This is a genomic window from Streptococcus sp. 4155 (assembly GCF_013276695.1).
GTDB lineage: Bacteria > Bacillota > Bacilli > Lactobacillales > Streptococcaceae > Streptococcus > Streptococcus pseudopneumoniae.
In genome coordinates this window covers 1-2,142 of sequence record NZ_VMLM01000084.1, presented here as the reverse complement: position 1 = coordinate 2,142, position 2,142 = coordinate 1, and the positions used below count along the sequence as shown (strand labels likewise).

Genomic DNA, 2,142 nt, shown 5'->3' with positions numbered 1-2,142 from the left:
ATTCCGTCTCGCGCCATTTTATTGATAGTATTTATGCGGGTGTAGTTTAGTGGTAAAACTACAGCCTTCCAAGCTGTTGTCGCGAGTTCGATTCTCGTCACCCGCTTTGAACTTTGTTCAAATTACCAAGTTTTTTAACTTGGGCGCGTAGCTCAGGTGGTTAGAGCGCACGCCTGATAAGCGTGAGGTCGGTGGTTCGAGTCCACTCGTGCCCATTAATTGGAGAATTACTCAAGAGGCTGAAGAGGACGGTTTGCTAAATCGTTAGGTCGGGTAACTGGCGCAAGGGTTCGAATCCCTTATTCTCCGTTTTAATGAGAGTTTGTAACTCTCTTTTTCATTTGGCTCTTTGTCAACTGTAGTGGGTTGAAGTCAGCTAAGCTCGAGAAAGGACAAATTTCGTCCTTTCTTTTTTGATGTTCAGAGCGATAAAAATCCGTTTTTTGAAGTTTTCAGGCTCTTTGTCAACTGTAGTGGGTTGAAGAAAAGCTAAAATCTTTATATATTGTCGATTTTATGGTTGTTCTAATTTATTATTACTTCCAACTCTTGAGAGAAATTTCTCCGCTATTGAGCCAGATTTCTTTTCCGTTATCACATTGCACCAAAAGTTTTCCACTTTCAGAGATGTCTTTAGCAAGTCCCTTGTAGTCTTTTTGATCTAGTGTGAAAGTAACTTCTTTTCCAAGAACGAATGACTGTTTTTTGTATAGGTATAATAGCTCTTCTGCTGGTGTTTCGAAGAAAGTACGCCAGATTTCTATGATCAATTCATTCCTTGTTATAGGAGCTGTAGCTTTAAATAAGCTGGCAGCTTTTTCTTTTAATTCCTGAGGGAAGTCTTTAATAGTGAAATTGATACCTACTCCAATAATGATATCTGTGACTAAGCCAGTTTCTACAGAGGTCATTGCTTCAGTGAGAATTCCTCCAATTTTATGATTGTTTAGGTAGATATCATTGACCCATTTTATGTCGACATCTATTAAAGTTAGGTTCTTAATGGCTTTGTAGACAGCTCCAGCTACAAGTAGTGTGTAGGACGGTAATTTGTCATAGGGAAGATTTGGTTTAAGATGGAGGGTCATATAAATGCCACCTTGAGGAGAGTAGAAGGAGCGTTGAAAACGGCCACGCCCTGCTATTTGATAGGAAGCTAGATAGAGGGTGTTTGCTTCATAGCCTAAATCAATTGCTTCTTTTGCATCTAGTTGTGTTGATTTTGTTTCGGGTTTAAAACTGATTTTAATTGGAAGATTTTCTTCTAGAATCTCTGGAAGAATAAGGTCACCATTCATCAGTTTATATCCTCTATTTTTGATACTATCAATTTCAATCCCTTCTTGTTCTAGTCGCTTGATAGCTTTCCAAATTGATGTTCGGCTTAGGGATAGTTTTTCTGCGATTTTTTCTCCGCTGATATAGTCGGTTTCTTTAGATAGGATTTGGTAGACAGCTTGGTAGGATTTCATAATGTTGCCTTTCTCACTAGTTGGTATTGAGAGTATTCTTTTCTTGTATGACTTGGAGTCTGATTAAAGTATTGTTTATAAGCTTTCGAAAAATGTAGTGGATCTGAAAAACCTACCGAGTATGCAATTACCTTGATGGATTCTTGGGTATTTTCGAGAAGTTGTTTAGCTCGGTGCATTCGAACGTAGAGTAGGTATTCTTTGGGTGATAAGGTATTAAATTCTTTGAATACGCTTGATAAGTAGCTTCTGTGAACGGATAGTTCTTTTGTTAAATCTTGAATTGTAAGTGATTGAGGATAGTGGCTATCAATTAATCGTTTGCATTCAAGATAGAGTTGGTAGGTTGATGAAATATTCTTTTTTCTGATTGGGAGCAATAGTTCCCAGATGAAACATCAGTTCATGGAGTTGTCCCATGATATGGAGTTGAGCTAATTCATTGGATTTTGTAATCTGAGCGAAGCGAACAATGTCTGAGATGAGTTTTGCAGTAGTCTGGGTATGACAAGTTTCAGATTGGATGAGATAGGATTGATCAGAAATTTGAGAAAGGGCAAAAAAAATCAGGAGCTTTCCCTCCAGTGATTCCTAACCAGTAGTAGGCCCAAGGTTCTTTACTATCTGCTTGATATAGTCATTTAGTTTTAAAAAGCGTTCCAAACATTCA

Annotated in this window: 1 protein-coding gene, 3 tRNA genes and 1 pseudogene; 3 read left to right on the top strand and 2 right to left on the bottom strand. The window is 38.0% G+C overall.

The window, feature by feature from the left end:
- Positions 1-35: 35 nt before the first annotated feature.
- From HT715_RS09750 to HT715_RS09740, 3 genes are all read left to right on the top strand, one after another.
- Positions 36-106 (top strand) — tRNA-Gly (locus HT715_RS09750).
- Positions 107-141: 35 nt separating this feature from the next.
- Positions 142-215 (top strand) — tRNA-Ile (locus HT715_RS09745).
- Between the two features lie 6 nt (positions 216-221).
- Positions 222-309: transfer RNA gene (locus HT715_RS09740), tRNA-Ser, on the top strand.
- 227 nt (positions 310-536) lie between these two features.
- Here HT715_RS09740 and birA read toward each other — a convergent pair.
- Complete coding sequence (birA, locus tag HT715_RS09735; RefSeq protein WP_000844510.1) at positions 537-1,472, bottom strand: bifunctional biotin--[acetyl-CoA-carboxylase] ligase/biotin operon repressor BirA; 936 nt, start codon at positions 1,470-1,472, stop codon at positions 537-539.
- Positions 1,469-2,106: pseudogene (locus tag HT715_RS09730) on the bottom strand (AraC family transcriptional regulator); the annotation flags it as partial. The pseudogene HT715_RS09730 and the gene birA, both read right to left, overlap by 4 nt.
- Positions 2,107-2,142 lie beyond the last annotated feature (36 nt).